Origin of the sequence: Microbacterium sp., from assembly GCF_035687345.1 — a bacterium.
Classification (GTDB): Bacteria; Actinomycetota; Actinomycetes; order Actinomycetales; family Microbacteriaceae; genus Microbacterium.
Map to the genome: position 1 here is coordinate 1 of NZ_DASRXZ010000021.1, position 3,678 is coordinate 3,678.

Here is a 3,678-nt window from a genome sequence, read left to right on the forward strand (position 1 = left end):
CGCTGAGCGAGCGCAGCGAGACGAAGCGCCCTACCCCGCGCCGACCGCCGCGCAGTCGCCGCACGGCACCAGCCCGCGACCGGAGGCCGCGAGCTCGAGCCGAAGCTCGGTCACGCGCGTCGCCGCGTCTTGGAGCCGCTCCGCCGGAAGTGCGCCCGACTCGACCGCCGCGACGATGCCGTCGACCACGCGCGGGGCCGTGTCGGCCGTCGAGAACATGACCGCGAGGACCATGTCGTTGCCCGCGGCGAGCGCCGCGACGGCGTTGGCGACAGGGTCGCGGTACTCGGCGACGCCGGACGCCTCCAGCATGCCGAGGTCGTCCGTGATCGTGACGCCGTCGAAGCCGAGCTCTTCGCGCGCGATGCGGTGCCATTCCGCGGAGAGCGAGGCAGGCGCCGCGTCGACGGCGGTGAAGGCGAGGTGACCGAACATGAGCAGCTCGGCGCCCGCGGCGATGCCGGCGCGGAACGGCATGCCGTCGGCGGCCTCCCACTCCGCCTTCGGCATCCCCGTCGCGGGGATGAGAGTGTGCGAGTCACCGGGCGCCGCGCCGTGCCCCGGGAAATGCTTGAGGGTCGAGAGAGAGGCGGATGCCTCGCCCGCCACTGCGGCGGTCACACGCTCGGCGCTCCCCTGCGGCGTGGTGCCGAGCGCTCGCCGGTAGATGAAGCTCGACGCGTCGGGCGCCACATCCGCCACGATGCCGAAGTTCACGCCGATGCCGGCCCTCAGAAGCAGCGCACCGCGCCCTGCGAACGCATCCTGAGCCGCCGCGGCCGGCTCGTTCTTGAGGGCGAGTGCCGAGGGGAACGGGTCCCATCCCAGCCGCGCGACATCGCCGCCTTCCTGGTCCACCGCGATGAGCGGTGGAAGTGCGGGATCGGGTGTGAGGGCGGCGGTGATCGCGCGCAACGACGCCTCGTCGCCGGGGATGTTCGCGCCCATGAGGATGAATCCGCCGATGCCGGTCTGCGTCATGTAGGACGAGAGGGATGCGGCATCCGTCGTCGGGATGTGCCCCATGACCACGCTCGCCGCGCGCTCGCGCGTCGACATGGCATCGACGATCTCAGAGGCACGCTGCTCGAGCGCATCGGGGCCGGCCGCGCGCACGACGACCGCTCCCCTTTCGATCGGCCGGTCGTCGGCCGACACCGCGGCGGGGGCGAATGCCGCACACACGGCGAGGGCGGATGCCACCGCCCCCGCTGCGAGCCACCGCCGTCGCCGATCCACACCTCAAGCCTAGGTGTCCTGCGGCGGTATCATCGCGCCACGGTGACCCCTCTACGACAGCAGGGCCACCAGCGACTCTGGGGAGGACCGAAGTGTCCAACGACTACACCGGCATCCGTCGCATCACCGACAAGACCGCATCGAAGCGGTGCGCCGATCGGCTGCTCGCCATGCGGCGCACGCTCGCGCCGCTGCGCCGCCGCAACGACGGCAGCCTTCTGCTCGCGACGTGGAACATCCGCGATTTCGACTCGAACAAGTTCGGGTGGGGTCCGCGGCTTCCCGAGAGCTTCTACTACCTCGCCGAGATCATCTCGTCGTTCGACCTCGTCGCCGTGCAGGAGGTCACGCGCGACCTGCGTCCGCTCGAGAAGCTCCTGCGGATCCTCGGGCCCGACTGGGACTTCATCGCGACCGATGTGACCGAGGGGACGGGCGGCAACAGCGAACGCATGGCGTTCCTGTTCAATCGCGACCGTGTGCGGTTCCGGCGTATCGCGGGCGAGATCGTGCTGCCGGAGGGGCAGCTCGTCGTGGGACTCACCGGCGAAGGCGCGGAGCGGTCCGACGACTCCGGCCTGCAGTTCGCCCGCAGCCCGTTCCTCGTCTCGTTCGCGTCGGGGTGGTTCTCGTTCTCGCTGTGCACCGTGCACATCTACTTCGGCGACGAGAGCGGTGCGCGGCTCGAGCGCCGAATCGCCGAGATCGACCGCCTCGCGGCGTTCCTCGCGAAGCGGCAGGACTCCGCCTCGCGGGCCGCGGGAGGAGCGGCGGCGGGTGAGAACTTCATCGTCCTCGGCGACTTCAACGTCGTGAGCCCCGAGCACCGCACGATGCAGGCGCTGCGCAAGCACGGATTCGAGGTGCCTGCGCCGATCGACGGGCGCAACATCCCAGATCGTGAGCACTTCTACGACCAGATCGCGACGCGTGTGCGCGACGACCGCTTCGAGGTCGTCACCGGCGGCATCGTGAACCCGTACGCCGATGTGTTCCGCGATGAGGACCTCGACATCTACCGCCCGCACTTCGAATCGCGGATCCCCGAGGGCGCCGATGCCAAGAAGGTGCTGTCGACGTACCGCCAATGGCGGACGTGGCAGATGTCGGATCACTCCCCGCTGTGGGTCGAGATCGCGACCGACTTCGCCGACAAGTACCTGGAGCCGATCGCCGCAGGCTGATGGGGTTGAGCAGCACGGGTTCGCGCGATGGTCGCCGTCAGTGCCGTGCGACGATGGCCGCGGCATCCGTTCCCGCCGGCAGGACGCCGTACTGCGCGCCGCGGTCATCGCCGAGGCGCGCCGCCACGAACACCTCCGCAGCGGTGTGCGGAGCGTGGCGCAGCATGAGCGACGCCTGGAACGCGAGCGCGAGATCCTCGGCGAGCCGCCGCGCCTGGGCCTGCGCCGTGTCGGCATCCGCCCCAGCGAGGGAGCGCAGAAGGCCGAGCGTGCGCTCGATGTGGGCGTCGAGGACACGGGATGCACCGCGAGTCGTGGCGAGCTCTTCGGCGAACGCCTCGGCGGCGTCGGGCTCCCGCCTGAGCGCGCGGAGCACGTCGAGCGCGATGACGTTGCCGGAGCCCTCCCACACGGCCATGACGGGCTGCTCGCGGTAGCGCCGCGCGAGTGGGAAAGCCTCGGTGTAGCCGTTGCCCCCGAGGCACTCGAGCGCCTCGTACGCGTGATGCGGACCGCGCTTGCACACCCAGTACTTCGCGACGGGCGTCGCCAGGCGACGCAGCGCGATGTCGTGGTCGGAGGCGTCCGCTTCGAACAGCTGCGCGAGGCGGAGCCCCGTCAGCAGAGCCGCCTCGTACTCGAGCGCGAGGTCCGCGAGCACGGCGGTCATCGCGGGCTGCTCCACGAGGCGGCGCCCGAACGCGGACCTGCCGCGCGCGTGCCACACCGCCTCGGCGACGGACTGCCGCATGCCGGCCGCCGTGCCCAAGACGCAGTCGAGTCGTGTGCGCTGCACCATCTCGATGATGGTCCGGATGCCTCGGCCCGGCTCCCCCACGAGCGAGCCGACCGTGCGGTCGAACTCCACCTCGCTCGACGCGTTCGAGCGGTTGCCGAGCTTGTCCTTCAGCCGCTGGATGCGGAAGACGTTGCGCGATCCGTCGGGCAGCACGCGGGGCACGAGCAAGCACGACAGGCCTTCGTCGCCGCCCGCCCGTCGCGTCCGCGCGAGCACGAGGAACGCGTCCGACATCGGAGCGGAGCAGAACCACTTGTGACCTGTGATCGCGTACTCATCGCCGCCGACGTGCTCGCCCGACGTCGTGTTCGCCCGCACGTCGGAGCCGCCCTGCTTCTCGGTCATCGCCATGCCGAACAGCGCGCTGGGCTTCTCGGCGGCAGGCAGCAGCCGCGGGTCGTAGTCGCGGGAGTACAGGCGCGGCAGCCACTCGGCGGCGAGCGCGGGGGCCTCATG

Annotated in this window: 3 protein-coding genes; 1 reads left to right on the plus strand and 2 read right to left on the minus strand. The window is 71.0% G+C overall.

From position 1 onward, the window contains the following. Positions 1 to 30 precede the first annotated feature (30 nt). Positions 31 to 1,239, minus strand: coding sequence for a glycoside hydrolase family 3 N-terminal domain-containing protein (locus VFF97_RS02330; protein WP_325031883.1), 1,209 nt, complete (start codon positions 1,237 to 1,239; stop codon positions 31 to 33). Between the two features lie 92 nt (positions 1,240 to 1,331). Between VFF97_RS02330 and VFF97_RS02335 the strand changes: the two genes are divergently transcribed. Continuing rightward, positions 1,332 to 2,423 (plus strand): endonuclease/exonuclease/phosphatase family protein, encoded by a 1,092-nt coding sequence (locus tag VFF97_RS02335; RefSeq protein ID WP_325031884.1) that lies wholly within the window; start codon positions 1,332 to 1,334, stop codon positions 2,421 to 2,423. 37 nt (positions 2,424 to 2,460) lie between these two features. On the opposite strand, the gene VFF97_RS02340 is transcribed toward VFF97_RS02335, so the two are convergent. Further along, the coding region (locus VFF97_RS02340) for an acyl-CoA dehydrogenase family protein (protein WP_325031885.1) at positions 2,461 to 3,678 on the minus strand (1,218 nt) is incomplete at its 5' end.